The sequence below is a fragment of the Marinospirillum celere genome, assembly GCF_900112235.1.
Lineage (GTDB): Bacteria > Pseudomonadota > Gammaproteobacteria > Pseudomonadales > Halomonadaceae > Marinospirillum > Marinospirillum celere.
In genome coordinates, this window is sequence record NZ_FOLH01000005.1 from 62,203 (window position 1) to 88,835 (window position 26,633).

A 26,633-nucleotide genomic window follows, 5' to 3' on the forward strand; every position below is an offset into this window, starting at 1 on the left:
GAACCTCCCACTTAGGGAAAAAAACGTCACACATATACCGGCACAGTCATCTGGGTGCCCGCTTCCTGAATCAGGGAAAGGGTTGATGTCTGGGGTGTATGGAGGCCTAACCCGTACAATTTCGGAGTAAATTTCATGGCACAAGTATCCATGCGTGATCTGCTGCAAGCTGGCGCCCACTTTGGTCACCAGACCCGTTACTGGAACCCCAAGATGGGCAAGTACATCTTTGGTGCTCGCAACAAGATCCACATCATCAACCTCGAAAAAACCGTTCCTGCCCTGAACGAAGCCATTACCTTTGTTGAAAAACTGGCTTCCGGCAAAAACAAAATTCTATTTGTTGGCACCAAGCGTGCTGCTGCCAAAACCATCCGCGAAGAAGCTGACAAGGTAGGCATGCCTTATGTCAACCACCGCTGGTTGGGCGGCATGTTGACCAACTACAAAACCATTCGTCAGTCTATTCGCCGCCTGCGTGACCTGGAAACCCAGCAGCAAGACGGTACCTTTGACAAGCTGACCAAGAAAGAAGTGCTGATGAACCAGCGCGAAATGGAAAAACTCGAGCGCTCTATCGGCGGCATCAAAAACATGGGCGGCCTGCCTGATGCTCTGTTCGTCGTTGATGTTGATCACGAGCGTTTGGCCATTAATGAAGCCAACAAGCTAGGCATTCCTGTTATTGGCGTTGTTGATACCAACTCCGATCCTGATGGCGTAGACTTTGTCATTCCTGGCAACGATGATGCCATCCGTGCCGTCAAGCTCTACGTTGGTGCCATTGCTGCTGCCTGTGGCAAAGCTAAAGAAGCGGCCACTGACGAAGAACTGGTTGAAGTAGCTGAAGAACCAGCTGCCGAGTAAGTCTTTCCAGGCCCGTTGCTATCCATCCTTGCAACGGGCTTCTCTACAAGTTTCCAAGGGGTCCTATTATTATGGCAACGATTACTGCCTCCCAGGTAAAAGAACTGCGTGAACGTACCGGCCTAGCCATGATGGAGTGCAAAAAAGCACTGCAAGAAGCTGACGGCGATATCGACCAGGCCATTGAAAACCTGCGTAAATCTTCTGGCTTGAAAGCCGCCAAGAAAGCCGGCCGTGTTGCTGCTGAAGGCGCTATTGCCACCCGTGTTGCCGCCGATGGCAGCTACGGTGTAATGATTGAAGTTAACTCCGAAACCGACTTTGTTGCTCGTGATGACAACTTCCTCGGTTTTGTAAACCAGGTTGCTGACCAGCTGCTGGCAACCCGCGAAACCGACGTTAGCAAACTGACTGCCGGTGACCTGGAAGCAGCGCGTGAAGCTCTGGTTCAAAAAATTGGCGAAAACATTACCGTACGTCGTGCCAGCTTGGTAGAAGCCGGCGACGGTGGCCTGGTCGGTCACTATGTACACGGTGGCCGTATTGGCGTACTGACTGTCCTGAAAGGCGGTGACGCTGAAGTGGCTAAAGATGTTGCCATGCATGTTGCTGCGGTTAATCCTAAAGTTTGCCGTCCTGATGACATGCCTCAGGAAGATCTGGACAAAGAAAAAGACATCATTCTTGCCCAGCCTGACATGGCCGGTAAGCCAGCTGAAATTGCTGAAAAAATGGTCGGTGGCCGTCTTAAGAAGTTCCTGGCTGAAAACAGCCTGACTGAACAAGCCTTTATCAAGAACCCTGACCAAACGGTTGCCCAGTTTGCTAAAGCAGCAGGCGCTGAAGTCATCAGCTTCAATCGTTTTGAAGTGGGCGAAGGCATCGAGAAGAAAGAAGAAGACTTTGCCGCTGAAGTTGCCGCTCAGGTTGCTGGCAACAAGTAAGAGTCTGGCGGCCTGCGCAGTCGTGGCCGCAACCCATAAAAACGTGCTGGGCTTACCCAGCACGTTTTTGTGCAACTGAACACCTGAAAACCCTTCCTGCTATGGAGACCTCACATGGGCACCAATGAACGCAACGCCAAATACAAGCGTATCCTTCTAAAACTCAGTGGTGAAGCACTGATGGGTGAACAGGATTTTGGTATTGACCCCAAGGTACTGGATCGCATGGCATTGGAAATCGGCCAGTTAGTCGGTATCGGTGTTCAAGTTGGCCTGGTGATCGGTGGCGGCAACCTCTTCCGGGGTGCTGCTCTGAATGCGGCAGGTATGGAAAGGGTCACCGGGGATCATATGGGTATGCTGGCCACTGTCATGAATGGTTTGGCCATGCGGGATGCTCTGGAAAGAAGCAATATTCGCACCCGGGTTATGTCAGCCATCCCCATGAGTGGTGTGGTTGAGCACTATGACAGACGTTCAGCTATCCGCTACCTGACTTCAGGTGATGTAGTGATTTTTTCAGCGGGAACCGGCAACCCCTTCTTTACCACCGATTCAGCGGCCTGCCTTCGTGGCATCGAAGTTGATGCCGATGTTGTCGTCAAGGCAACCAAGGTTGACGGTGTTTACGACAAAGATCCCGTCAAACATGCTGATGCCATCAAGTATGATCGCCTGACCTATGATGCCGCCCTGGATCAAAAGCTTGAAGTTATGGATCTAACAGCCATTTGTCTGGTTAGAGACCAATGCATGCCAGTGCGCGTCTTCAATATGAACAAACCAGGAGCACTGCTCAATCTGGTGGTTGGTGGGCAGGAAGGCACCCTCATTGACCAGGGCCCCATCCAATAATTTCTTCAGTCAGCAAATCAAGAGGCTAAAACCGTGATTAATGAAATCAAGAAAGATACCCAGGAGCGCATGGACAAGAGCCTGGAATCCCTGCAAACCGCTTTCAACAAGATTCGTACCGGCCGTGCTCACCCCAGTATCCTCGACTCCATCAAGGTCGATTACTATGGTAGCGATGTTCCTATTGGACAAGTTGCCAATGTTAACGTTGAAGACAACCGCACCCTAGTCGTCATCCCCTGGGAAAAAACCATGGTTCCCGTGGTTGAAAAAGCCATTATGACTTCTGACCTGGGACTCAACCCCAGCACAGCCGGAAGCAATATTCGTGTACCCATGCCGGCCCTAACCGAAGAAACGCGTAAAGGCTATATCAAGCAGGCGCGTGGCGAAGCAGAAAATGCCCGCATCGCTGTCCGCAATATTCGTCGTGATGCCAACAACCACCTGAAGGCGTTACTGAAAGACAAAGAAATCAGTGAAGATGAAGAGCGTCGCGCTCAAGACGAGATCCAGAAGCTAACCGATCAGCACACGGCTGAAATTGACAAGCTACTGGCTTCCAAGGAAGAAGACCTGATGCAGATCTGATGAAGAATTCAGCTGAAGCCTATCCACAGCTAGAACAGCTGCCGCGACATGTTGCCATCATTATGGATGGTAACAATCGCTGGGCAAAAGCCAGAAAGCTTCCGGGTGTTGCTGGTCACCGAGCAGGCGTCGAGTCGGTTCGTGCTGTTATCGAAGTTGCCTTGCGTCAGGGTATTGAAGCCCTGACGCTTTTTGCTTTTTCCAGTGAAAACTGGAAGCGCCCTGAGGATGAAGTCACCCATTTGATGGAGCTCTTCCAATGGGTACTAAAAAAAGAAATCAGGCGTCTGAACAAGTATGAAGTTCGCCTAAAAATCATTGGTGACCGCTCCGCTTTCAGTAGACAGCTTCAGCAGTTGATGGCAAGGGCTGAAGCAAGAACAGCCGCTAACAAGCGCATGACCCTGGTTGTTGCTGCCAATTATGGTGGCCGCTGGGATCTCCTCCAGGCCACGCGCAAACTGGCCCAGACTGTTGCTCAAGGCCAACTACAAGCAGAAGATTTGAGCGAAGAACATATCCAAGCAGAACTGAGCCTTGCTGAACTGCCTGACCCTGACCTCTGTATTAGAACCAGTGGCGAGCAGCGCATCAGTAATTTTTTGCTCTGGCAACTGGCTTATGCTGAACTGGTCTTTGCCAAAGAGTTCTGGCCAGACTTTCGCCAGGATGCCTTTTTTGCCACCCTACAAGAATTTTCCCAGCGCCAAAGGCGTTTTGGGGGTCGTGAAGAGCAGCCAGCAGAGGAATAACCCCCCATGCTCAAACAGCGTTTGATTACCGCCATTATCCTGGCCCCTCTCGCCCTCTGGGGTCTTTTTGGGTTGGAAGGCTTCGCCTTTGCCTTGTTTACCGGTGCCGTTATTTGTGTTGCCGCCTGGGAATGGGCACGGCTTTCCGGCCTGCCCCGTCCTGGCCACTATCTTTACCCGCTGGGTATCGGCCTCGCCCTCTGGGGCGCCTGGGGCCAACCTCACCTGCTGCAGCAAATGCTCTGGGCAGGTGTCTTCTTTTGGGTTTTTGCCCTGACCCTGGTGATGACCTACCCCAAAACCGTCAGTTGGTGGCGCTGCCCTGCCCGCCGGGCAATTATGGGCATTTTTGTGCTTATCCCGGCCTGGTCTGGCTTCGTACTGCTGCGGGATACAGGCAGCTTTTGGCTTCTCTATGTGCTACTGATCGCCTGGGTTGCTGATATTTTTGCTTATTTTGCCGGTCGTGCTTTTGGCAAACACAAGCTGGCACCAGCAGTCAGCCCAGGCAAGTCCTGGGAAGGCGTTGCTGGCGGCTTGGTTGGCACCACACTACTGAGCCTAGGCGCTTCCTTTTATCTGGATTTGTCACCGGCAAACTCACTGACCCTGTTGCTGATTACCTTAGTGATTACCGGTGTCTCCGTAGTGGGCGACCTCACCGAAAGCCTGGTTAAACGGGAAGCTGGCATGAAGGATTCCAGCAATCTATTGCCCGGTCATGGCGGTTTTATGGATCGAATTGACAGCCTGACCTCCGCTGTTCCTGTCTTTGCTTTTTGCTTGCTATATATCGCCGGGGGCTCGCTGTGATTCAGGTCTCCTTGCTGGGCGCAACAGGCTCCATTGGTGAATCCACCCTGGATGTTCTGGCCCGCAATGCGGACCGTTACCAGCTTTTTGCCGTTTCCGGCTATCGACGACTGGATCAGCTGTTTAATATCTGCTGTCAATTCCAACCCAGTTATGCGGTCGTTCCCCAAGAGTCAGCAGCCAGCTTTCGTCAACGCCTGGCTGATCAAGGCCTGGCTACCGAGGTTCTGGAAGGTGAAGAGGGCTTGGCAACTATTGCCAGCCATGAAGCCGTCCAGGTCGTGGTTGCTGCCATTGTCGGAGCAGCGGGCCTTCTGCCAACCCTGGCCGCAGTTGAAGCCGGTAAACGAATTCTGTTAGCTAATAAGGAAGCTCTGGTTGTTGCTGGTGCTCTATTTATGGATGCCGTTCGCAAACATCAAGCAACCCTGCTGCCTGTTGATTCAGAACACAATGCTATTTTTCAATGCTTGCCCGACCACTTTGGTAAGCAGCCCCTGGCTGACCAGGGTATTGAAAAACTCCTGTTAACAGCATCTGGTGGCCCCTTTCGTGGCTGGTCATTAAGTGATCTGGCAGGTGTTACGCCAGCACAGGCAGTGGCGCACCCCAACTGGTCTATGGGCCAGAAAATTTCTGTGGATTCAGCCACTCTGATGAATAAAGGCTTGGAGTTAATCGAAGCCTGCTGGCTGTTTAACCTTCAACCGGCCTCGATTGAAGTAGTTGTTCATCCACAAAGCATCATTCACTCTCTGGTCAGCTACCGGGATGGATCTGTTCTTGCACAACTCGGTAATCCTGACATGCGCACGCCTATAGCTCATGCGCTTGCCTGGCCTGAACGCATCGACGCTGGTGTGGCCCCTTTGGATCTGATGACTGCCGGTGCACTGCATTTTGAGCAACCGGATGAGCAAGCTTTTCCCTGCCTGAATCTGGCTCGCCAGGCTTTCATTTCTGGAGGAACGGCAGCGGCCACTCTCAATGCCGCCAATGAAGTTGCTGTTGAAGCCTTTTTGCAAAAAAGACTGGCCTTCAATCAAATTCCTGAGCTGATTGAAGAGGTCCTTCAGTTAACCAACATCCAGCCTGCAAACAATCTGGATATTTTGTTGTCAGAAGATCGTCATGCCCGAGACGTGGCTGGACGCTGCCTGACCCGATTTAGCAAACCCTAACTGAGTCTGACCATGGATTTTTTACACAGTCTTCTCGCTTTGATCGTCACTCTGGGTGTTTTAATCACCTTCCATGAATACGGACACTTTTGGGTTGCCCGACGCTGTGGCGTCAAGGTACTCCGATTTTCTGTGGGCTTTGGTAAGCCTCTGGTTCGCTGGTATGACAAACAGGGAACCGAGTATGTAATCGCCGCCCTGCCTTTGGGCGGCTATGTAAAGATGCTTGATGAACGCGAAGCCGAGGTTCCGGAAGAGCTTTTAGAGCAATCGTTTAACCGTAAACCTGTCGGTCAGCGCTTTGCCATAGTCGCGGCTGGTCCCTTGGCTAATTTCCTGCTTGCCATAGTCGCCTACTGGTTTCTTTTTGTAATCGGCACCAGTGTGCCTGCACCGGTCGTAGGCCAGGTTACCGATGGCTCACCTGCTGCTGAAGCTGGCCTGCAAAGTGGTGATGAAGTTCTCAAGGTGGGTAATCGGACAACGCCCAGCTGGCAAGAAGTGGGCCTGGGCTTACTCAATCACATGGGTGAAACCACAAGCATTGCCCTTGAAGTCCAAAACACAAGAGATACCTCATCCCGTCAGCTGGAGCTTCAGGTTGAGCGCTTCCTGTCCGGACAGGATCAACCGGACCCCTTATCCAGCCTAGGCATTCAGCCCTGGCGACCCGATGTTGAGCCTATTCTGGCCAATATCCAGAATTCCAGTCCAGCTCAAGAAGCCGGGCTACAGCCAGGCGACAGGGTTGTTGCTGTCAATCAGGAAAACATAGAGAACTGGCAGCAATTGGTTGATCAATTGCAAGCTAACCCAGGCCGTGAGTTGGAATTGACTCTGGACCGCCAGGGTGAGCGGCTCAGAGTTATGGTCACCCCGGCCACTCGCCAGTTGGATGATGGCCGTGAAGTTGGCTTTATTGGTGCTGGCGTGCAAATGCCGGAATGGCCTGAAGACCTGCTTAGAGAACAACGCTTTGGACCTGTAGCTTCGCTTTGGCGGGCCACTGAAAAGACTGGGGAAATGAGCTGGCTGACCCTGAATGCCATTGGCAAAATGGTCACTGGGCTGATCAGCCCAACTAACTTGTCAGGGCCCATCACCATTGCCCGAGTGGCCAGTGATTCTGCTAAATCAGGCTGGGAAAGTTTTATCACCTTCCTGGCTTATGTCAGCATCAGTCTGGCCATTCTCAATCTGCTTCCCATCCCCATTCTGGATGGCGGACATCTGGTTTATTACGCCATAGAAGCTATCAGAGGCAAGCCGGTTTCAGAACGCGTGCAGGAAATGGCAGCACGTTTTGGGCTTCTAATTCTTGGCAGCCTGATGCTCATGGCTTTTTACTTCGATCTGCTAAGGCTCTAGCACTTGTTAGCCTAGGGCTATTTCCTATATCGTTGCGCACTTGAGTTTTTGTATTGCTTAACCAGTCACTCACCAATGGATCACTAACAGCGTGAAATCTTCTAGTACCCTAGCCTGCATTACCAAAAGCCTTACCGGCCTGGCACTAGGCCTTGGCCTGCTCTTGACGACCGGTCCTGCCTTTGCGCAAGAGCAAGAAATAGTCATTGAAGATCTGCGCATTCAAGGTTTGCAGAGGGTCTCGCCAGGCAGTGTTTTTGCCGAATTACCTTTGCAAACGGGTGATCAAGTGTTGCCCAGCGAAGTTTCATCAGCAGGCAAGAGGCTTTACGCCACCGGCCTTTTTGATGATTTAAAAATCTTTGAAGACAGAGGTGTCATCACCTTTGAGCTCAAAGAAAGACCCACACTCAATGAACTAGTGATTGAAGGTAATCAGAAGGTTTCCAGTGATGACCTGAAATCCGGCTTACGTCAGGCAGGTCTCCAAGAAGGCCAGATTTTTCAACGCTCCACTCTGGATCAGATCAAACTAGAATTACAGCGGATGTACCATGCCCAGGGCCGCTACAATGCCCGTATCGAGAGCACCGTTGAAGAACTGCCTCGCAACCAGGTTCGTGTCCGCCTGGATATTACCGAAGGCAGTGTCGCCACCATCAGACGCATTAATATCGTCGGTAATGAAGCTTTTGACAATGAAACCCTGGTACGTCGTTTTGAGCTTCAAGAAGACCGCGGCTGGACTCTCTTTTCTTCAGCCGATCAGTATTCCCGTGAGCGTCTCAGTGGTGATCTGGAACGCTTGCGCTCCTGGTATCTGGACCGTGGCTATCTGCGCTTTAACATCGAGTCCACCCAGGTCTCGATTAGCCCGGACAAGCAGGATGTTTTTATAACCGTCAATGTCCATGAGGGTGAACAGTATACAGTCAGCGAAGTGGAGCTGGCTGGTGACCTGATACTCGAAGAAGACCAGCTGCGCCCTTTGCAACGCTTGCAAGCCGGTGACACCTTCTCACGCAGTGCCATGACCTCGACCAGTGAAACCATGCGCCGCCGCTTGGGTATTGAAGGCTACACCTTTGCAGAAGTCAGTGGCCGCCCTGAAATTGATGATGAAAATCTGGAAGTAAAAATTACCTTTCTGGTTGAACCAGGCAGTCGCATGTATGTGCGCAAGGTGAACTTCCGAGGCAATACCGGTACCCAGGACGAGGTTCTTCGCCGGGAAATGCTACAAATGGAAGGGGCGTCTGCCAATACTGATCTTATTCAAGCCTCCAAAGCCCGCCTTGAGCGCCTGGGCTATTTCAGCCAGGTTGAGGTAGAAACCTCACCGGTTTCTGGCAGTGACGATCTAGTCGATGTGAACTTTACCGTTGAAGAGCAGCCCTCCGGTTCTATTTCGGCCAGTGTGGGTTATTCGCAAGCCAGCGGCATCGTTTTTGGTGCAGCCATTTCTCAACGCAACTTTCTGGGTACGGGCAGCACTGTTAGCTTTAATGCCAATAAGAGTGACTTCCGGACCAGCTACAATTTTTCTTATCTCAACCCCTACTACACGATCGATGGTGTTTCGCGGGGCTTTAATGTGTTTTATCGAGAAACAGACTTTGATGCTTTGGGTGTCACCAATTTTGCAACCGATGCCTATGGCGGTAATGTCACCTATGGCTACCCAATCAGTCATGATAGTCGTCTAAGCCTCTCCGTTGGTTTTGATAAAACAGGTATTCGAGCCAACCAAAATGCAGACCAAAGCTATGTCATTAATGAAATTGACAACTTCAATGAACTCTACGGACTGGATTTCCTCAACTACAAATTGACCGGTCGCTGGACTCAGAACAAGCTAAACCGGGGTATTTTGGCAACAGCTGGCAGTTACCAGAGGGTCAGTCTGGAAGTCGCTATCCCTGAATCCGATTATGAGTTCTACAAGGTAGAATACCGAGGACAACGCTACTTTCAGCTTGCCGATGATTGGTCACTGAAATTCCGCACTGAAATTGGCTATGGTGATGGCTTGGGCAGTGACTTTGACCGCCTGCCCTTTTATGAGCATTATTATGCAGGTGGTTTGAACTCAGTACGTGGTTATCGTACCAGCCGCCTCGGACCCAGAAACTCTGCAGGCAATGCTTTTGGTGGCAACCTATTGACTGAGGGTTCCGTAGAGTTGATTTTCCCGCTATGGTTTGTTGAGGATAGACGTTCCATTCAAACCAGCTTTTTTGTTGATGGCGGCAATGTCTTTACCACCCGGTGCTATGGCCAAAGTACTTGTGAACGAGGCTTTGATGAAAACGAGCTTCGCTTTTCAGCTGGCGTCAGCTTGACTTGGCTGACTGCCATAGGTCCTCTGGCCTTCAGTATTGCTGAACCCCTGAATGACCAGGATGGTGATGAAACTGAATTCTTCCAGTTCTCTATCGGACAAGTCTTTTAAACAGGAGCTAACAGTGTTTAATAAAAAAACTCTACTAACCTTAGTATTCATTAGCAGCCTGGCACTCAGCCTGCCAGCCTTTTCAGCAACGGCCCAGAGAATTGCTGTTCTGGATCTGCAAGAAGCTATGATGTCAACCGATAAAATCAGCAGGGCGTTTGAAGAAATTGATCGTCAGCTTAGCAGTGAAGAAAGCCGTATTCGCCAACTAGCTGAAGAAGGCCGCAGCCTTCAACAGCGCCTACAAAGAGATGGCGATGTAATGAGCGAATCAGAAAGAACACGGCTGACTCAAGAAATGCAGCAAAAAGTGCAGGAATACCAGCAAAGAGGCAATCAGCTACAGCAGCGCCAACAGCAAATGCGCCAGCAGGTCGTCAATGACAATCGCCCTCAGCTTGAACGCGTTGTCAACGAGCTGCTTGAAGAACACAATATTGATATTCTTCTTGACCGTCAGGCCGTCCACTTTGCAAAACCTCAGTTTGATCTAACGCCAGTGGTTGCAGACAAGCTGAACGAGCTGGAATAAAACACATGAAAACTTTTACGCTGGCTCAGCTTGCAGAATTTCTCGGAGCAGACCTAAAAGGGGATGCTCAATTGGTTGTAAGAGGGCTGGGCACTCTGGAAGCAGCAGAAGCTGACCAGGTCAGTTTTTTGAGCAACCCCAAATATGTGTCTTTTCTTAGCATAACAAGAGCTGGGGCTGTATTGATTAAACCCGAGCAGGTTGCCGACTTTTCTGGCAATGCTTTGCTAATGAGTAACCCCTACCTGGGTTTTGCTCGCTTAACACACTTGTTTGATGATCCCCGCCCCTCAACTGGTGAACGTCACCCAAGTGCGATTATTGATCCTCAAGCCCAGTTGGACCCGAGTGTACATGTCGGTCCAGGAGCCGTGATAGAGGCAGGCTGTAAACTAGCTGCCGGTGTTGTCGTCGGTGCTCAATGTTATCTGGGTAAAGACTGTGAGCTGGGTGAAAATACGCTTCTTAACCCACGGGTTACGCTTTATCGACGGACACAAATAGGCAAAGACTGCATCATTCATTCTGGTGCAGTCATCGGTGCCGATGGTTTTGGTTTTGCTCCAACAGGCCAGGGCTGGGAAAAAATTGCCCAGCTTGGCAGGGTAGTGATTGAAGACCAGGTTGAAGTGGGAGCCAACACCACGATTGATAGAGGTGCCCTGGGTGACACCCACATAGGGCGTAACGTCAAAATCGATAACCAGGTGATGATTGCACATAACGTGCAGGTTGGTGAAGGAACAGCCATGGCTGCTTTTGTAGGCATTTCCGGGTCCACCAAAATTGGTTCTAATTGCCTGCTTGGCGGCAGCTCTGGCTATGCAGGACATATCAGCATTTGCGATAATGTCCAGATTACTGGCATGGGCATGGTAACAGGTAATATTACTGAGCCTGGCACCTACTCATCAGGTACCGGCCTCCTACCCAGCAACCACTGGCGTAAAAGTGCAGTACGCTTCCGCCAGCTTGATGAGCTCAGCCAAAAAGTTCGTCGCCTGGAAAAACGATTAGATAACCAGGACGACAATTCGTAACCCGCCTGATCTCGGGCACTCTATCCAGTTTAGGCCCCAATAATTGGGGCGTTATTACAGAGGCATAAAATCCATGGTCATGGATGTAAATGAAATCAAGCAGTACTTACCCCACCGCTACCCCTTCTTATTAGTTGACCGGGTCACTGAAATTGAGCTGGGTAAATCCATTGTTGCCTATAAAAATATTACCGTTAATGAGCCCTATTTTCTGGGCCATTTTCCCGAGCACCCTATCTTCCCGGGCGTCTTGATTATTGAAGCCATGGCACAAGCTGCCGGTGTTCTTGGCTTCAAAACGGTTAATAAACTTCCCAAAGACGGCCACCTTTACTATTTTGTAGGTAGTGAAAAAACTCGCTTTAAACGTCCTGTCGTTCCGGGTGATCGCCTGACCCTGGAAGCTAGGGTATTACGTGAAAAACGTGGTATTTGGGTCTTTGCTTGCCGTTCTCACGTTGATGGTGAAACGGTTTGTGAAACTGAAATCACCTGTGCGGAGAAAAAGGTTTGAGCCTCATTCACCCTACGGCCCTGATCGACCCAGCAGCAAAAATTGCTGCTGATGTTGAAATTGGCCCTTACAGTATTATTGGTCCAGACGTTGAAATAGGATCTGGCTGTAAAATTGGCCCCCACGTAGTGATCAAAGGCCCGAGTGTGATCGGTGCGCGCAATCGTATTTTTCAGTTCGCCAGTGTTGGGGAAGATTGCCAGGACAAAAAATACAAGGGTGAACCTACCCGCCTAATTCTGGGTGATGATAATGTCATCCGGGAAGGCGTCACTATTCACCGGGGCACTGTCCAAGACCAGCAACTAACCCAAATTGGCAGCCGCAATTTGTTCATGGCCTATTCACATGTCGCCCATGATTGTATTGTTGGTAATGATTGTATCCTTGCCAACCAAGCTACTCTGGCGGGTCATGTAACCCTAGGTGATTTTGTCATCCTAGGCGGCCTTTCTGCTGTTCACCAGTTTAGTCGTGTTGGCTCTCATGCTATGTGCGGTGGTGGCTCTATCATCCTCAAGGATATTGCTGCTTACACCATGATTAGCGGACACCCCGCCGAGAGTCACGGCATTAACTACGAAGGCCTGAAGCGTCGCGGCTTCTCCAAAGAAGCCATGCAGGCGCTGCGCTCTGCGTATAAAACCGTTTTTCGTCAAGGCCTGAATCTCCAGGATGCCATCGCTGAACTGGAAACCAGCAACCCTCTGCCTGAAGTTCAGGTGTTTATTGATTCCATCAAGAACTCTCAACGCGGCATCACCCGGTGAAGATTTACCTTGTTGCTGGGGAGTTGTCCGGGGACCTACTGGGTGCCTCCCTCATTCCCGCCCTGCGCCAGCGCTACCCAAATGCGGAGTTTCGCGGTCTGGGTGGTGAAAAAATGCAGTCTGAAGGGTTAACCAGTCTTTATCCTTTGGAAACCCTCTCGATCATGGGCTTGGTTGAGGTCATCAAGCACCTACCCAAGTTAATTAAGGTCAGAAAACACCTTTACCAGGATGCGCTGGAATGGGGTGCTGACTTGATGATTGGCATAGATGCCCCTGACTTCAACCTGGGTCTGGAAAAGAAGCTTCGAGCCAAGGGCCTAAAAACCGTTCACTATGTCAGCCCCTCGGTATGGGCATGGCGTCAGGGACGTATCAAAGGCATCAAAAAAAGCTGTGACCTGATGCTCACCCTTTTGCCCTTTGAAGCTGACTTTTATCAGCAGCATCAAATGCCGGTTACCTTTGTTGGCCACCCCACCGCTGACCGCTTACCCTTAGAGCCGGATCGCCAGCAGGCTCGTGCCGCTCTGGGTTTGAACAGTGAACAAGAGGTCATCGGACTGCTACCCGGTTCACGCGGCGGTGAAGTCAGTCGCCTGGCCCCCGTGTTCTTACAAACCGCCCAGCGACTCCAAGAGACTCACCCAGATCTTGTCTTTTTGCTTCCTGCGGCAACGCCCGTTCGCCAGCAGCAACTGGAAGTGCTTTTGCAGGAATATCCTGTCAAGAACCTACAACTGCTGACTGGCCAAGCTGATCAGGTACTTCAGGCAGCCAATGCCTGCCTTTTGGCCTCCGGAACCGTCACGCTCGAAGCCTTGTTTTGTAAGTGCCCAATGACAGTCAGCTATAAGGTCGCTCCACTGACCTGGTGGATGGGCAAGTTCTTATTGAAAACCCCTTGGGTTAGCCTACCCAATTTACTGGCTCAAAAGGAACTGGTGCCTGAGCGTTTACAAGAGCAGGCGACACCAGAGCAGCTTCAAGCTGATCTACAGGCACTGCTCAGCAGTTCAGCTGGCGATCAACAGCGTCAGGCCTTCTACGATCTTCATCAGCAGCTTCAGCAGAACGCCAGCCAAACTGCGGCTGAAGCCATTGCCCAATTAATGCACGCAGGTTGAAGGCTGCTATGGCCAAAACACCCCTTCCCCCCTTAACCCATGAAGAAATTCCCTATACCGGGAAACTCTTAGCCGGAGTTGATGAAGTAGGACGTGGACCCCTGGTTGGATCGGTTGTAGCTGCCGCAGTGATTCTGGACCCTGAAAAGCCCATCAGTGGCCTTATGGATTCTAAAAAACTGAGCGACAAAAAGCGCCAAGCGCTGGCTCTGGACATACGTCAGCACAGCCTGGCCTGGGCTTTGGGCGAAGCCAGCCCGGTCGAAATTGATCATCTGAATATTTTGCAGGCCAGTCTGTTGGCCATGCAACGCGCAATAGATGCACTGCAACCCGCTGCGGAGTATTTGCTGGTGGATGGCAAGCATCTACCCAAAAACCTTCAGCAAGCTGCTCTGGCGGTTATTCAAGGTGATGCCCGCCACCCAGCGATATCGGCAGCGTCCATTCTTGCCAAGGTACACCGGGATCAGCAACTGCTTGAGCTTCATGCCAGCTATCCTGAGTATGGTTTTGATCGTCACAAGGGCTATCCCACTCCGGTCCACTTAGCGGCTCTAAAAAAACTAGGTCCGCTCCCTGAACATAGGCGCAGTTTTAAACCCGTCGCTCAGTGCCTGGCTCACCCGTCCACAGAGCTTGCGCCCAACGCCCCAGATTAAACAGCAGTTCCTGACGCAGGCTCGTTAACTGCTGAGCAATTTCCTGGGGCACTTCTTCTCCAGCCAATAACAGCTGATAACCCTGAAGATCCCCTATTCCCTGAATCAGCTGCATGGCCAGACGCCGGTCACTGGTTCTTTGCGGCTCTACCTGTTCCAGCAAAAGCTCCAAGCGTACCAAAGCCGGATAACGCTGAATCCAAATGTCTGCTTCCATGGGTTGTCTTGGAAAACGCAAGTGCGCCTTTGCTCTATCCAACAGCTGTTGGGGTTTTTCAGCTGCAAAGTCACTGGTCATACACTGGCTTTGATAAAGGCTGGAAACCAGTTTCAAGCCCGCTTGACCTGTCCACTTTTGCTGCCAAAGCTGGCGGTAGTCGCTTCGCCGTTGTGCATAGCCCAGGTATTGATGACGCCAGTTTTCTGCAAAAGTCTGCTCAAGGGTTAAAGATTGCAGGACTCGATCCGCATGGCTGGCCGTCACCCAGGGAGTAAAGGCTTTCAGCAGTTTTTTAACATCTACTCTTGCTTGATGAAGGGGGGCTGAAGGACAAACTCTTTGCTGAACAACCAAAATACCCTGCAAACGAAACAGAGCACGCTGTGCCAGTTGCAGCTCTAGCTCGTCAGCAGCAAAGGCCCACTTCTCATGACAAAGAATCCACTCATTCAGTTGGTGGTTGGCCAGCTCGTTTAATGCCTCAAAGCTGGTTTGCTGCTCCAGTTTGGGAGCCTGGTATTTCCTGGGCACCTGAAGCAACCGCAAACCTCTTTCAGCCTTACTGGAAACAGCAGGATGCAGGCAGAAGTGTTCGGCCAGTTCTTCAGCCAGGGTAAACAGCTGTTCAGCCTGACCTTCTTTAAGCTCCAACTCCAGTTCACAAAGATTGTCTTGCTGGCCTGTAGGTAAAATCACCTTGCCTGAATCAGCAGCCACTTCAACCCTTAACAGGCTTCCAGCAATCTGCTTCTCCAGCAGCCAACTCCGGCGCGTAAAATCCGTTGTAAAAACCGGTTTCAACTGGTTTTTCCATTCTGGCCTTAGACTCTTCTCCGGCAAGAGCTCCAATTTAAGCTCAGGTCCCTCCACTTGGACTTCCCACTCCCCCCTTTGACTTAACGCACCCTGAACCTGGCCACTGGTTTTAAGTGTTTGCACCCACTGCTGGCCTGTATTGCGAAGACGTAAGGCTGACCGGGTTTTGTGAAGGTCTAGAGCAGGCGTGTCAAAGTAGGTGTTTTGAAGGTGCTGAGTTTGTGGAGTGGCCGCACCCAGGTGAGTCAAGATGGAGTCCAGACGTGGTAAATCCTGTGGCTGCATGGAAAGCTTGAGTTCTATTTCCTCGGCCATGCTCTCTCCTAGCGTCAGTGATTGTTAAAAATTTGTGACAAACAGATGGCCAGACTTCTATAATGCAGCCAGCTATAACACTTGGTTTCTCATTATATCGACCTGCATCCACCCCACAAGGTGTTCAGTATGCCATCGAGCAATCCCTTCTCCCGGCTATTTGCCCGCTCCCCTTTTGGTCGTCTGCAAGAACACATTGCCAAAGCCTATGCCGCCAGCGAACAACTTCAGCCTTTTATGGCTGCGGTGCTCGCTAACAACTGGGAAGAAGCCGCCCAGGTCCGTGAGGTTATCTGCCAGCTTGAGCATGAAGCAGATGATTTAAAAAAGGAAATTCGTCGCAATTTACCTAACAGCTTGTTCATGCCGGTTTCCCGAAGCGATTTGCTGGAACTGGTCAGCCTGCAAGACAAACTGGCCAACCGGGCCAAAGACATCTCTGGTTTGATGTTGGGCCGGCAAATGCAAATTCCCGACCCCCTGGCAGAGCCCCTTCTTCGGTTTGTACGCACAGGTATCAAGGCGGTCGAACAGGCCCAGCAAACCATCAATGAAATAGAAGAGCTGCTTGAGTCTGGCTTTGGTCGCCAAGTTACTGAATTATTAACAGGAATGATCGATAAGCTGGATCAGCTTGAACATGAAGCAGATGAACAGGAAATCCTAATTCGTGCCCAGCTCTTCAGTCTTGAAAAAGACCTGCCACCCGTTGATGTAATGTTTTTGTACCGAATTATTGACTGGATCGGTGAGCTTTCTGATCGCGCTCAAAGGGTCGGTGGTCGCCTGCAAATTCTCATGGCCCGTTAAACCCGACTCGTCCATAAAGCATAACGAAGGGATACTCTATGTCGATCATCCTAGAGCATGGCAACACCTTTATCCTGCTTGCCTGCCTTTTTGGTTTTTTTATGGCCTGGGGAATTGGAGCCAATGACGTTGCCAATGCCATGGGTACTTCGGTGGGCTCCGGGGCCATCACCATCAAGCAAGCCATCATCATTGCCATTATTTTTGAGTTTGCCGGTGCCTGGCTGGCGGGTGGTGAAGTCACGTCAACCATTCGCAGAGGAATCGTTGATGCGGATGTTTTTGTCAACAACCCCGAATTACTGGTCTTCGGGATGCTTTCAGCCTTGCTGGCCGCTGGCATTTGGCTATTGGTTGCCAGCTACTTTGGCTGGCCGGTATCCACGACCCATTCGATAGTCGGTGCCATTGTCGGCTTTGCCGCAGTGGGCATTTCCTTTGACTCGGTACATTGGGGTGGTGTTGGACGCATCGCCATGAGCTGGGTAACTTCACCGCTTTTGGCAGGTACTCTGGGCTACTTACTCTTCCGAAGTGTACAGAAGCTAATTTTTGAATCACCAGACCCTTTTGCTGCAGCCAAGCGCTATGTTCCTGTTTATATTTTCTTTGTTGGCTTTATTGTTGCGCTGGTCACTCTCACCAAAGGTCTGACTCACCTGGGCCTTGACCTGACGCCTCCAGAGTCTTTTCTTTATGCCTGCCTTTTTGGCCTGCTATTAGCCCTGCTTGGGGCCTGGTTGGAAAAGGGTATTCAGCGTGAAAAGGTGGCCGGGCAGTTACAACTGGCTAATGTCGAAAAAGTCTTTGCCCTGCTGATGGTCTTTACCGCCTGTGCGATGGCCTTTGCCCATGGCTCCAATGATGTTGCCAATGCCATAGGCCCTCTTGCCGCCATCATAGGTGTTGTGCAGGCCGGAGGTGAGGTAGCCGCTCAGGTTGCCACACCCAGTTGGGTTCTCTTGATTGGTGCCGGTGGCATAGTAGCGGGTTTAATTATGTATGGGCATCGTGTCATAGCGACTGTTGGCAGCCATATTACCGAACTGACTCCCAGCCGGGGCTTTGCTGCCACTCTGGCCACTGCAACAACCGTTGTTCTGGCTTCAGGCATGGGGATGCCAATTTCCACAACCCACACCCTGGTTGGTGCCGTCCTTGGAGTGGGCTTGGCCCGTGGCTTGGCGGCGCTTAATCTACGCGTGGTTGGTAATATTTTTGCTTCCTGGCTGGTCACTCTGCCAGCAGGGGCCTTCTTATCCATCATCATTTTCTTTATTCTCAAGGCAACCTTTGGTTAAACTGAGTTTTTGCACAGTGAGTGAGCCTTGCCTTGTCTGATTCCAGCTTCAGCCAGTCCGTTTACTGGTTCCGTCATGCATCACCCTACATTAACGCTCACCGGGGGCGTACTTTTGTCATCCATCTGGATGGTGAAGCCCTGCGTTCATCGTACCTGGATGAACTCATTGCAGACTTAGCTCTGTTAAGTTCTTTGGGCATTCGCCTGGTCATCACCTATGGTCTCAGGCCGCAAATCAGAGAAAGCTTTAAAGATCATCAAGTCGAATGGCAAGAACACCAGGGCCGACTGATCGTCAATGGTGAACGCCTGCCACTAGTCTTCAAGGCAGCTAGCACCCTGAGAACCGAGCTGGAAGCACGCCTGTCCATGGGCCTGCCCAATTCACCGATGCAGGGTGCCGGCTTAAGGGTATTAAGTGGCAACCTGGTGACCGCTCGCCCTCTGGGAATCAGAGAGGGAATCGACTTGCATTACACGGGTGAAGTCCGGCGTGTTCATGTAAAAAGCATTAACAACCTGCTTGATCAAGGTGCCCTGGTGCTTTTACCTCCTTTGGGCTATTCAGCCACCGGAGAAACCTTTGATCTGGACGCCGAAGAAGTAGCTACGGCCGCCGCCATCCATTTAGGTGCTGACAAACTAATACTCTTGGGTGAAGATGAAGGCCTTAAGGACCCTGCTGGCAAACGTGTCCGTGACCTCAGCCCAGATGAGGCAGAAAGCTGGCTTACCAGCTTACCTGCCCATTCCACCCTGCATCGCCATTTGCAGGCAGCCTGCAATGCTTGCTTAAGAGGTGTAGCCAGAGCCCACTTACTGAGCTTTCAGCGCAGTGGCGCCCTTTTGCAAGACCTCTTTACCCGTGATGGTGACGGCACACTCATTACCCAGCAGGGCTATGAAAACCTGCGTCAGGCAAGAATTGAAGATGTCGGTGGACTCCTGGCTCTGTTGCGTCCTTTAGAAGAAACGGGTGTTTTGGTCCGGCGTTCGCGTGAACTTTTGGAAGCTGAAATTGAGCGCTTCACAGTCATCGATCTGGATGGCAGCATCATTGCCTGTGCCGCCCTCTACCCTTACCCTGAACAGCAACAGGGAGAGTTAGCCTGTGTTGTTGTTGACCCCAATTATCGCCAAGGTCAGCGGGGTGATCGCTTACTGGAAAGAATCCAAAAACAAGCCCGCGCCCAAGGCATCGAACAGCTGTTTGTGCTGACCACCCATACAGCCCATTGGTTTCTGGAACGCGGCTTTCTACCGGCCAATGTCGACCAGCTGCCTGCTGCGCGAAGGGACCTCTACAACTGGCAACGTAACTCACGGGTTTTCTACAAGACACTCTAAAGGCTTATGCCCAAAATACGTCTACCCAACCTGTCCTTGCTACAACTGGTACTCCTTGGCTTTATGCTGGTCATACTGCCGTTAGGTCTTCTGGTTTACCAGGCATCAGATACCTACCGCGAGCTCTCAGCTCAAGCGGGATTAAGTGCACGGGAAGCAGTAGCCTTTACACGCAGGGCCCAAACCCTATCCAACCTGGCCTTGGATATGGAAAGAACCACCCGCCAATATCAGGTCATGCAAACCCCGGCACTGCTGGAGCTTTTAAATAACCAGCAGCAGAGCTTTGCACGCTTGCTGCAGCAGGAATTTATTCTTTTTCCGCCCTTGTCAGCCAAAGAAGAAATGAAGGCTCTACTGATGTGGATGGACACCCTACCCACTCAGCAGTCAGAACCTTTTGAGCAACTGGCCGCCCTAACCAGCCAGTTAGAAGTACAAACACGAGAAGCCGTTGATCAACATCTCGGAGAATTCGAACAAAAAGTTGAAATCCTGCAAAAACAGCTGGTCGGACAGCTCTTACTGCTGACCAGCCTCTCTTTAGCCCTGATACTCTTTTTTACCTGGCGTCTACTCAGGCCCATCGGTTATCTGGAACGTCGCATCGCTTCCCTGGCCAGCTTGAGACCACCCAGCCATTTCAAAAAACTCAGAAGTGGGCCTAGCGAACTGATCAAGCTCGACCAACGCTTAAACTGGTTGGAACAGCAACTGCACGAAATTGAAAACCAAAAACAACAGTTTTTACGACATATTTCTCATGAACTGAAGACACCTCTGGCAAGCATTAGAGAAGCGGCTGACCTTTTACATGAACAGCTCCTTGGAGATCTCAATGAAGATCAACAAGAGGTAACTGAACTGCTCGAACAAAATAGCCGTGCCCTGCAAAAGCTGATTGAACAGCTGCTTAGCTACAACCAGTTAAAACAAAACAAACCTGTTCGTTTTGAGAAGGTTGCTCTAGACCCCTTGCTTGATGAAGTTTTGTCCAGTTATCAATTACAGCTGCAACAGCGTCAGCAACCTATTCAGCGCATCAATACCCAACTGGAACTAGAAACAGAGCCTGATCTGACCAGAAAAGTGATCGACAATCTGATTTCCAATGCCATTCACTATGGTGACCCCCAGGTAGCAATAACCATCAGAGCTGGCTGCGAACATCAGCAACAATGGATTGAAGTTGAAAATGCAGGCCAGAAAATTCCTGAACAAGAGCGCCAGCATCTTTTTGAAGCCTTTTTTCAGGGAAGCTCACGAAGGCGCGGCAGTATCAAAGGGTCTGGGATAGGGCTTTCCATAGCAGCAGACTGCATGAAAAGCTTAAATGGCAAACTGGAACTTAAATATTCGAAGGATGGTGTTAACTGCTTTCGACTGAGCTGGCCGCTACCAGACCAGCTCAATCCCAGGAATCAATAGTGGAATTCTATGGCCACTCCAGCGATAGAAAACTCCTGTTCGTAGTCGTTGCCATTTGAAGTTTCTATATCGTAATTGAACTGTTCGACATAGCCAGCAATACTAAAGCTATCACCCATGGGGATACGCGCACCCAGGCCCAAACGAGTACTTAGCCCGGTACCACTATCACTATTACCCCAGCTGTTTTCCCAGCGAGCAAAGCCCACGCCTAAACCGGCCAAAACATAGGGCTGCACTACTGGGAGGGGTAAGTCCAAACGTAAAGAATAGGAAAAATTACCAGCACTAATCTCAAGTGAAGAACTTGGCTCATAGGTGCCCAGGTGGTGGTAGGCAAATTCTGTACTTAGAATCCGATTCCTTTTTCTACCCATGTAAGCCCCCCAGCTTCCTTCTGTCTCACCTTTTACAGCAGACCCCCAGAGGCCATCATCCTCATCATAAGTGACACTGTGTAGTCCAATTCCAAAATAGCGCTCATATTTGGGGGCATTCTGCGAGTTTCCGTTTGCTAGTGCACTAGGTGCCAGAATCAAGCCAAAAAGGCAAAGAGCTACACTAAGGGACAAGGTTCTCAGTCCAAGATTCATTATTATTACTCCATTAATTCTATTGTTTTCAATCCAAACGTTTCATTCTATAAATAGGTAGCGGATGAATTTTACTGAATAAAAACAAGGAATAAAATAACATTTTAGAATTGGTTCTTTGCCTTGCTCAGGATCTGGCAAAATAACCCAAACTTTTCTTTAAGAGCTCAAGACTGTGTCCAAAAACAGACAATTTTTTGCCCTAGTGCTCCTGCCTATACTGCTTTCAGGTTGTATGCTGCATCCAACACCCAAAGGCACAGCCCTGCCTGCAAGCTGTCTGCAGGAAAGTGCCAAACATCAGGAGCAGAAACAAGCCTTGCATGAGTGCCAACAAAGCCAGCAAACCCTGCAGGATGAAATTGATCGCTTGCAAGCAGAACTGGAAAAAGCCCGCCTGGCCCATCAGCTCTTGAAAAAAGAGCATCAGGAGCTACAAGAAAAGGTGGATGCTTTGACAGATATAGAGCGCAGCCTTTACGAACGCAGACTCGAACAAAGCGAGTAACCATGAAGCTGATCCCGGAAATTCAACCCACGAACAACCCAGCCAGAATCCTCTTGGTTGATGATGACCTCAGCCTTTTAAAACTCCTATCTTTACGGCTGGAAGCGGCAGGCCATCAGGTCACCACGGCAATTAATGGCAAAGAAGCTCTGGAATCTCTTCAGGAAGCCATCCCTGATGTAGTGCTTTCTGACTTGCGTATGGATGAACTTGATGGCTTGGCGCTCTTTGAAGAAATCCAACAAAACCATCCTGGGCTACCTGTTATCATTTTAACGGCACATGGCACCATTCCTGATGCCGTCGAGGCAACACGGCAGGGTGTCTATGGTTTTTTGACTAAGCCCGTTGATAAAAAAGAACTTTTTTCTTTAATCGACAAGGCAACAGCCCATCGGCAACCCGAAGCTTATCCTTCCTGGCATGCTCCGCTTCTGGCCCGCAGTGAAATCATGTCTGAAATATTGGCCCAGGCTCACAAGGCCGCCCAAACTGATATAAATTTACTGATCACCGGAAGTGCTGGCACTGGGAAAAAATTGCTTGCCCAATGTATTCACCAAGCCAGTAATCGAGCCGATCAAGAGCTCTACTACCTCAACTGCAACAGCCTTCCTGAAGAGCTTTTGGCCATCGAGTTATTTGGTGAAGCAGGGCAAGAGGCGTCAAACCAGGGGCTTTTAAGCAAGGCCAAAGGTGGCACTCTTTATCTTGAAGACCTGGACTGCTTACCCAAAAACCTACAAACCCAGCTTTTACATAGCCTTCAAAATAAGACTTATTACCCTGTTGGCAGCACTGAACCTCTACCCTTGAAAGTGAGACTGCTTGCCAGTAGCCGACTCACTGCCAGGCAGCTACTGGAAGATGCCAACCTCAGAGAAGATCTCTACTACCTAATCGCGGTGATCAACCTGCAACTTCCAGATTTAAGTGAAAGAGCTGAGGACCTGCCTCTTTTAGCGACACATTTTCTCCATAAGGTTGCTGCTGACTCGGGCCATCAGGTCAAAGAATTTTCACCGGAAGCCATGCAGTTGCTTGCTGCAGCACCCTGGCCGGGCAATATTCGTCAACTGATTAAAGTTATTGAGCAGTGTGCCATTCTAAGCCAAACGTCCAGAATCAGCTCCAGTCAGGTTGCTGCTGCTCTCGATAAGGAAACCCGAGCCCTGCCCTCCCTGAATGAAGCCCGCTCTGAGTTTGAACGTAACTATCTGATCAAAGTGCTCAAGCTTGCTGAAGGCAAGGTCACTGAAGCTGCGCGTCTTGCTGGACGCAACCGCACAGATTTCTATAAACTGCTCAACAAGCACAACCTTGAAGCAGCCCGCTTCAAGGAGGAAGCGAAACGACAAAAACAGGGCTAAAGACTTGTGCCAGAAAATTCTTTTGTGGCTCTTACTGACGTGCAGCCTCGCGACTCAAGCAGCAGGGCCTAACACCAGCCCTCTTTCAGTTGGTTGGCCAGAGCAGGCCTGGATCACCCGTGAAAGCCAGCACTTTATTGTTCATGCTCCCAGCAACCTTAAAGAATACCTGCCTCGAGTCGCCAAGCTGGCAGAGAATGCCCATCAGCAACTCAGTGTAGAGCTGGACTGGCAACCCAAAGCCAAGACACACTTGGTGCTCACCGATGATTATGACCTGGCCAACGGCTGGGCCAGTATTTACCCCTTTAATCAAAATCGGCTCTATATCAGTCATCCAGATCGTTTTACCAATTTGGAAGCCTATGACGACTGGTTAAGACTACTGATCGAGCATGAATACACCCACACCCTGCATCTGGATCAAGCTGAAGGGGGTCCAGCAGCCCTGCGCCAGGTCTTTGGCCGGGTCCCGCTATTTTTTCCGCACCTCTTTCAACCCCTCTGGCTTCTGGAAGGCTTGGCAATGCGGGCTGAAACAGATCACGAAGCAGGTGTCGGCCGGGGACAAAGTAGCCTGCAAGCTCTCCGCATGCGAGCCGAAGTAGAGGCAGGCCTTATCTCCTTATCGCGTGTTAGCGGCCAGAATCGTGACTGGCCACCCGACCAGGCTTATCTCTATGGCGTCTATTTCTATCAGTTTTTGGATGAAACTCTAGGACCAGAAGCAGTCCAAACCTGGCTACAAACCTATAGGCGTAACCTCTTTCCTTTTTTACTGAATTCCACTGCCCGTCGCTCCCTGGGTAAAAGTTTTCCTGAACTCTGGGGTGACTATCAACACTGGCTGGAAGAACGTTTTACGCCCTTAAATTCACCCTACCCTCAAGGCCATCCACTAACCACTAAAGGCCTCAATGAAGCGCCACCAGCCAGCAATGGCAAGCAGGTTTACCGTCTAGAGTCCAGCCGCCATGGTCCAACCCGCTTACAACTTCACCAACCCGGTCAAGTTACAAAAACCCTGACCCGACTTGAAGGCCAGGGGCTGATTGATGTTAACCAGCAGGGGCAGGTAGTAATCAGCCGCTACCAACAACGCCGTGACAACCGCCTCTACAGTGACCTTTGGCTTTGGGATGAGCAGAGCGGTTTAAAGCGTCTGACTTCTGGCCAACGCTATCGCCAGGCACGCTGGCTAGGAGAGGAGGAATTACTGGCTCGGAAGCAAGTGGCTGGTATTTCCAGCCTGGACCTTTTGGATCACCAAGGTAGATTCAAGAAAACCCTCTGGCAGGGGAAAGAGAGGGAGGTTTTGGGTGATTTCAGCGTTTCTCCCAATGGTCGCTACCTGGCGGCCAGCTTGAAACCGCCAGGTCAAAGCTGGCAATTGGCGTTATTGGACCTCACTAACGGCTCTTGGCAGCTGTTGACGCACAACAACAGTCTTCAGGGGCAACCCAGTTTTTCACCCGATGGCCAAAGCCTTCTTTTCACGGCCGATTACACGGGTGTTTACAACCTTTACCGCTGGAACCTGGAAACAGGCACAAGCACACAATTGACCGATCATAATCTGGGCGCTTTCACCCCCGTAGAGCTGGAAACCGGGGAGCTGATCTTTCAAAGCTATTCCAGCCAGGGCTATGACCTCCACTACCTGACAGCAGATGAACTCTTGAAGCAGCCTGTTCAGCTCGACAGGCTTCCTTTGCTTCAGCCTCGTGAAGCACCGCCTGAAACCCAGCTCAGCAATGAACGGGCCTATCGGCCCTGGTCCAGTTTAAGGCCTCGTTATTGGCTACCGGTTTTTTATGCCGATAACGACCGAACAGAATTAGGCTTGATGACCAGTGGTGCTGATGCTCTGGGCCGTCATCAGTATGATCTTTTGGCTGCCTGGGACACCCGCATTGATGAGCCTTTTGGACGCTTCAGTTATCAATTGGATAATCGTTATCAGGTTTTGCTAGCCAGAGAACTCAAACACTACAGCAGTGCAGACGGGCTACCGGTACTTAGCCGCCATCAAGATAGTATTAGCCTGGCAAGATTGAATCTTTGGAATTGGGATCAGGATCGCTTGGCTATTCACCTGGGACTTTTTTTGGAGCAAGAAAAAGATCTTTGGCGTCATCAGGACCTGGCATCAGGATCCACTGACTTTCGACAGGATCTGGGCTTGGCCCTGCATTGGGATAGACGCTACAGCTCTCAGGACAACATCAGCCCCACGCGAGGCTTCCAGTGGTTGCTAACGACAGAAACTCATGAGGGCTTGAGTAATGATCGTGCGGGGCAACGCTACCAATTTGATGGCAAGCATTACTGGCATCTGGGTCAATCCCATGCTCTGGCACTACGCTTAGCTGCTGCTTATGCTGAATCGGAAGCACAACCCTTTTGGTTGGGCAGTGATTCAGGCTTAAGCCCCCAGGCTCTATTTGGACGGGATACCTATGCTTTACGGGGCTACTCCAAAGACCAGTTCACCACCAACCAGTTCGCCCTGACCAACCTGGAATATCACTTCCCACTAGCACGCATCCAACAAAATTGGGGCATCTACCCTCTAGGTATCCGTGACATTTATGGGCAAGTCTTTGTTGATCACGCTGAAATTGACTCTACTTCCGAAAGCCATGGCTATACTGGTTTTGGCGCACAAATCACGCTGGAACTGGTGATCGGCTTTCAAGCTCTGCTACCGGTTGAAATAGGCTACGCACTGGGCCTGGATCAAGAACAAGGCGAGGAACAATGGTGGGTCAAGGCAGGGGTCAGCTTCTAGGCAAGACTGTGTCCAACCACTCCAGCAGTCCTTGCCGCCAATTTCTTTGCATCAGCATACGAATATGGCCGGCTTGTTCATCTTGCCAATAATCCTTGGGCTCCTTGGCTAAATGATAAAGACGCTGACCATGAGAGCAGGGAATGATTGGATCGCCGCAGGAGTGCAGAAACAACAAAGGGACCTCTGGTAAATCCTGAATGTGCCTTTCTGGGCTATAGCGATCCGTGATTGTCCAGGACAAGGGGTATTGGAAAGGCCAGGTTATCCAGCTTTTGGCAAGTTTTTCCCGTGCTATGCGCCGATACCCCGAAAAGGCGCTATCGATCACCAGCCCGCTGATTTGCTCGCCTTCTTCAGCGAGAGCAACCAGAGTCAAGGCCGTGGCACCACCGATACTTTGGCCCACCACAACCAGTGGTAAGTCCTTGCTTTCAGCTTCAGTCAACGCCTTCTTCAAGCCAACGTGGGCATCCTGATGCACCCCGGAAATACTGGGGCTGCCTTCTGACTTCCCATAGCCACGATAATCCAGAATAAAAAGATGCCAACCTTTTTCAGTCATCCAACTGAGCGTAGGAAAGTGCGAACTAATATTTTTCGCATTACCATGCAGAAAATAAATAATTCCCTGGGCTTGCTGGTCACCTCCCAATTGTGGATC

General features: G+C 50.7%; 25 protein-coding genes. 22 read left to right on the forward strand and 3 right to left on the reverse strand.

Annotation, left to right across the window (positions count from 1 at the left end; all coding sequences use genetic code 11):
* Window positions 1–135 precede the first annotated feature (135 nt).
* The 15 genes from rpsB to rnhB all read left to right on the forward strand — a co-directional run bounded on the left by rpsB (window position 136) and on the right by rnhB (window position 14,468).
* Window positions 136–867: a 30S ribosomal protein S2 gene (gene rpsB, locus BM185_RS11955; protein ID WP_091964085.1), complete on the forward strand. Its 732-nt coding sequence runs from the start codon at window positions 136–138 to the stop codon at window positions 865–867.
* A 71-nt stretch (window positions 868–938) separates the two neighbouring features.
* The gene (tsf, locus tag BM185_RS11960; protein ID WP_091964088.1) at window positions 939–1,811 is read left to right on the forward strand and encodes a translation elongation factor Ts; all 873 of its coding nucleotides are present in this window, start codon (window positions 939–941) and stop codon (window positions 1,809–1,811) included.
* Window positions 1,812–1,925: 114 nt separating this feature from the next.
* Window positions 1,926–2,666, forward strand: a complete 741-nt coding sequence (pyrH, locus tag BM185_RS11965; protein ID WP_091964091.1) for a UMP kinase — start codon at window positions 1,926–1,928, stop codon at window positions 2,664–2,666.
* A gap of 33 nt (window positions 2,667–2,699) precedes the next feature.
* Window positions 2,700–3,257, forward strand: a complete 558-nt coding sequence (gene frr, locus BM185_RS11970) for a ribosome recycling factor (RefSeq protein WP_091964093.1) — start codon at window positions 2,700–2,702, stop codon at window positions 3,255–3,257.
* Window positions 3,257–4,009: a polyprenyl diphosphate synthase gene (uppS, locus tag BM185_RS11975; protein WP_091964096.1), complete on the forward strand. Its 753-nt coding sequence runs from the start codon at window positions 3,257–3,259 to the stop codon at window positions 4,007–4,009. Before frr ends, uppS begins: the two co-directional genes overlap by 1 nt.
* 6 nt (window positions 4,010–4,015) lie before the next feature.
* Window positions 4,016–4,822 carry a phosphatidate cytidylyltransferase gene (locus BM185_RS11980; RefSeq protein WP_091964099.1) on the forward strand — a complete coding sequence of 269 codons (807 nt, stop codon included), beginning with the start codon at window positions 4,016–4,018 and terminating at the stop codon, window positions 4,820–4,822.
* Window positions 4,819–6,003 carry a 1-deoxy-D-xylulose-5-phosphate reductoisomerase gene (gene ispC, locus BM185_RS11985; protein ID WP_218149442.1) on the forward strand — a complete coding sequence of 395 codons (1,185 nt, stop codon included), beginning with the start codon at window positions 4,819–4,821 and terminating at the stop codon, window positions 6,001–6,003. The genes BM185_RS11980 and ispC overlap by 4 nt, the downstream gene beginning before the upstream one ends.
* Before the next feature lie 12 nt (window positions 6,004–6,015).
* Window positions 6,016–7,371 carry a sigma E protease regulator RseP gene (gene rseP, locus BM185_RS11990; protein WP_091964102.1) on the forward strand — a complete coding sequence of 452 codons (1,356 nt, stop codon included), beginning with the start codon at window positions 6,016–6,018 and terminating at the stop codon, window positions 7,369–7,371.
* A gap of 91 nt (window positions 7,372–7,462) precedes the next feature.
* Window positions 7,463–9,823 (forward strand): outer membrane protein assembly factor BamA, encoded by a 2,361-nt coding sequence (gene bamA / locus BM185_RS11995; protein ID WP_245751759.1) that lies wholly within the window; start codon window positions 7,463–7,465, stop codon window positions 9,821–9,823.
* Between the two features lie 13 nt (window positions 9,824–9,836).
* Window positions 9,837–10,355, forward strand: coding sequence for an OmpH/Skp family outer membrane protein (locus BM185_RS12000; RefSeq protein WP_177203550.1), 519 nt, complete (start codon window positions 9,837–9,839; stop codon window positions 10,353–10,355).
* A 5-nt stretch (window positions 10,356–10,360) separates the two neighbouring features.
* Window positions 10,361–11,395, forward strand: a complete 1,035-nt coding sequence (gene lpxD / locus BM185_RS12005; RefSeq protein ID WP_091964109.1) for a UDP-3-O-(3-hydroxymyristoyl)glucosamine N-acyltransferase — start codon at window positions 10,361–10,363, stop codon at window positions 11,393–11,395.
* A 73-nt stretch (window positions 11,396–11,468) separates the two neighbouring features.
* Window positions 11,469–11,909 carry a 3-hydroxyacyl-ACP dehydratase FabZ gene (gene fabZ / locus BM185_RS12010; protein ID WP_091964112.1) on the forward strand — a complete coding sequence of 147 codons (441 nt, stop codon included), beginning with the start codon at window positions 11,469–11,471 and terminating at the stop codon, window positions 11,907–11,909.
* Complete coding sequence (gene lpxA, locus BM185_RS12015) at window positions 11,906–12,679, forward strand: acyl-ACP--UDP-N-acetylglucosamine O-acyltransferase (RefSeq protein WP_177203551.1); 774 nt, start codon at window positions 11,906–11,908, stop codon at window positions 12,677–12,679. Before fabZ ends, lpxA begins: the two co-directional genes overlap by 4 nt.
* Window positions 12,676–13,806, forward strand: coding sequence for a lipid-A-disaccharide synthase (gene lpxB / locus BM185_RS12020; RefSeq protein ID WP_091964118.1), 1,131 nt, complete (start codon window positions 12,676–12,678; stop codon window positions 13,804–13,806). The genes lpxA and lpxB overlap by 4 nt, the downstream gene beginning before the upstream one ends.
* A gap of 8 nt (window positions 13,807–13,814) precedes the next feature.
* Window positions 13,815–14,468, forward strand: coding sequence for a ribonuclease HII (gene rnhB / locus BM185_RS12025; protein WP_091964120.1), 654 nt, complete (start codon window positions 13,815–13,817; stop codon window positions 14,466–14,468).
* Here rnhB and BM185_RS12030 read toward each other — a convergent pair.
* A complete protein-coding gene (locus BM185_RS12030) occupies window positions 14,404–15,819 on the reverse strand; it encodes a CYTH domain-containing protein (RefSeq protein WP_091964123.1) in 1,416 nt (471 codons plus the stop codon). The genes rnhB and BM185_RS12030 overlap by 65 nt on opposite strands.
* A gap of 129 nt (window positions 15,820–15,948) precedes the next feature.
* Here BM185_RS12030 and BM185_RS12035 point away from each other — a divergent pair, with 129 nt between their 5' ends.
* From BM185_RS12035 to BM185_RS12050, 4 genes are read left to right on the forward strand one after another with little or no spacing between them, the layout of a single operon-like run.
* Window positions 15,949–16,629, forward strand: a complete 681-nt coding sequence (locus BM185_RS12035; RefSeq protein WP_091964127.1) for a TIGR00153 family protein — start codon at window positions 15,949–15,951, stop codon at window positions 16,627–16,629.
* Window positions 16,630–16,667: 38 nt separating this feature from the next.
* Window positions 16,668–17,930: an inorganic phosphate transporter gene (locus BM185_RS12040; protein WP_091964130.1), complete on the forward strand. Its 1,263-nt coding sequence runs from the start codon at window positions 16,668–16,670 to the stop codon at window positions 17,928–17,930.
* A 32-nt stretch (window positions 17,931–17,962) separates the two neighbouring features.
* Window positions 17,963–19,279 (forward strand): amino-acid N-acetyltransferase, encoded by a 1,317-nt coding sequence (argA, locus tag BM185_RS12045; protein WP_091964567.1) that lies wholly within the window; start codon window positions 17,963–17,965, stop codon window positions 19,277–19,279.
* Between the two features lie 6 nt (window positions 19,280–19,285).
* On the forward strand, window positions 19,286–20,707 hold the full coding sequence (locus BM185_RS12050; RefSeq protein WP_091964133.1) for a sensor histidine kinase: 1,422 nt from the start codon (window positions 19,286–19,288) through the stop codon (window positions 20,705–20,707).
* On the opposite strand, the gene BM185_RS12055 is transcribed toward BM185_RS12050, so the two are convergent.
* On the reverse strand, window positions 20,701–21,300 hold the full coding sequence (locus BM185_RS12055; RefSeq protein WP_091964136.1) for an outer membrane beta-barrel protein: 600 nt from the start codon (window positions 21,298–21,300) through the stop codon (window positions 20,701–20,703). The two genes, BM185_RS12050 and BM185_RS12055, sit on opposite strands and share 7 nt — an antisense overlap.
* 175 nt (window positions 21,301–21,475) lie before the next feature.
* Between BM185_RS12055 and BM185_RS12060 the strand changes: the two genes are divergently transcribed.
* Genes BM185_RS12060 through BM185_RS12070 form a run of 3 tightly spaced genes read left to right on the forward strand, consistent with a single transcriptional unit; the run spans window position 21,476 to window position 25,969 of the window.
* On the forward strand, window positions 21,476–21,808 hold the full coding sequence (locus BM185_RS12060; RefSeq protein ID WP_091964139.1) for a hypothetical protein: 333 nt from the start codon (window positions 21,476–21,478) through the stop codon (window positions 21,806–21,808).
* Between the two features lie 2 nt (window positions 21,809–21,810).
* The gene (locus BM185_RS12065) at window positions 21,811–23,178 is read left to right on the forward strand and encodes a sigma 54-interacting transcriptional regulator (RefSeq protein ID WP_091964142.1); all 1,368 of its coding nucleotides are present in this window, start codon (window positions 21,811–21,813) and stop codon (window positions 23,176–23,178) included.
* A 4-nt stretch (window positions 23,179–23,182) separates the two neighbouring features.
* Window positions 23,183–25,969 carry a TolB-like translocation protein gene (locus BM185_RS12070; protein ID WP_091964145.1) on the forward strand — a complete coding sequence of 929 codons (2,787 nt, stop codon included), beginning with the start codon at window positions 23,183–23,185 and terminating at the stop codon, window positions 25,967–25,969.
* Here BM185_RS12070 and BM185_RS12075 read toward each other — a convergent pair.
* Window positions 25,959–26,624, reverse strand: a complete 666-nt coding sequence (locus BM185_RS12075; RefSeq protein ID WP_177203552.1) for an alpha/beta hydrolase — start codon at window positions 26,622–26,624, stop codon at window positions 25,959–25,961. The two genes, BM185_RS12070 and BM185_RS12075, sit on opposite strands and share 11 nt — an antisense overlap.
* Window positions 26,625–26,633 lie beyond the last annotated feature (9 nt).

Bases quoted from the DNA above. Each gene is read 5' to 3' on its own strand.
- rpsB (WP_091964085.1), top strand. From the start codon at position 136: ATGGCACAAGTATCCATGCGTGATCTGCTGCAAGCTGGCGCCCACTTT.
- tsf (WP_091964088.1), top strand. From the start codon at position 939: ATGGCAACGATTACTGCCTCCCAGGTAAAAGAACTGCGTGAACGTACC.
- pyrH (WP_091964091.1), top strand. From the start codon at position 1,926: ATGGGCACCAATGAACGCAACGCCAAATACAAGCGTATCCTTCTAAAA.
- uppS (WP_091964096.1), top strand. From the start codon at position 3,257: ATGAAGAATTCAGCTGAAGCCTATCCACAGCTAGAACAGCTGCCGCGA.
- BM185_RS11980 (WP_091964099.1), top strand. From the start codon at position 4,016: ATGCTCAAACAGCGTTTGATTACCGCCATTATCCTGGCCCCTCTCGCC.
- rseP (WP_091964102.1), top strand. From the start codon at position 6,016: ATGGATTTTTTACACAGTCTTCTCGCTTTGATCGTCACTCTGGGTGTT.
- lpxD (WP_091964109.1), top strand. From the start codon at position 10,361: ATGAAAACTTTTACGCTGGCTCAGCTTGCAGAATTTCTCGGAGCAGAC.
- fabZ (WP_091964112.1), top strand. From the start codon at position 11,469: ATGGTCATGGATGTAAATGAAATCAAGCAGTACTTACCCCACCGCTAC.
- rnhB (WP_091964120.1), top strand. From the start codon at position 13,815: ATGGCCAAAACACCCCTTCCCCCCTTAACCCATGAAGAAATTCCCTAT.
- BM185_RS12030 (WP_091964123.1), bottom strand. From the start codon at position 15,819: ATGGCCGAGGAAATAGAACTCAAGCTTTCCATGCAGCCACAGGATTTA.
- BM185_RS12035 (WP_091964127.1), top strand. From the start codon at position 15,949: ATGCCATCGAGCAATCCCTTCTCCCGGCTATTTGCCCGCTCCCCTTTT.
- BM185_RS12040 (WP_091964130.1), top strand. From the start codon at position 16,668: ATGTCGATCATCCTAGAGCATGGCAACACCTTTATCCTGCTTGCCTGC.
- BM185_RS12050 (WP_091964133.1), top strand. From the start codon at position 19,286: ATGCCCAAAATACGTCTACCCAACCTGTCCTTGCTACAACTGGTACTC.
- BM185_RS12055 (WP_091964136.1), bottom strand. From the start codon at position 21,300: ATGAATCTTGGACTGAGAACCTTGTCCCTTAGTGTAGCTCTTTGCCTT.
- BM185_RS12065 (WP_091964142.1), top strand. From the start codon at position 21,811: ATGAAGCTGATCCCGGAAATTCAACCCACGAACAACCCAGCCAGAATC.